The sequence below is a fragment of the Streptomyces sp. DH37 genome (genome assembly GCF_029813835.1).
GTDB lineage: Bacteria > Actinomycetota > Actinomycetes > Streptomycetales > Streptomycetaceae > Streptomyces.
This window is the reverse complement of record NZ_JARVKV010000251.1, coordinates 1-384: the sequence shown is the minus strand read 5'-3', so window position 1 is coordinate 384 and position 384 is coordinate 1. Positions and strand designations below refer to the sequence as shown.

The 384-nt window shown below is 35.2% G+C and carries 1 protein-coding gene; it reads right to left on the bottom strand.

Annotated features, from left to right (window positions below; genetic code table 11):
- A partial coding sequence (locus QC029_RS30895) for a hypothetical protein (RefSeq protein ID WP_279559143.1) occupies window positions 1–285 on the bottom strand: 285 nt, incomplete at its 3' end.
- Between the last annotated feature and the right edge of the window lie 99 nt (window positions 286–384).

Below are 384 nucleotides of genomic sequence, written 5' to 3'. Positions count from 1 at the left end.
ATACACAAAAGCGTCAATAAACCGATTTAGCATCTTTTTATAAACTTTCTTATTCTCTTGAATCAAAGACAACATAAACTCACATTCTTGATGGTTTTGCTCAACCTTAGCATTACCATACGGAGCACTACTAAAATACGTCAAATGACCCCGATTCACATTCATCCCTAGAATTTGCATAATTTTCATCGCTCGATAACTATTCATCATCCTATAGAATTGGTCATTAAAATGGGGCAATTTATCAAAGTCTTTAACCAACTGTAGGCGATAGTTATAAGGCAAATGCTTAAAATGATAATATCGAATAAACTCGGACGTATTCGCACGAGCATTCAAGCATCTTAGGAAAAAAATCACCCCCTTGGTCTTAGCTTTTCGTAC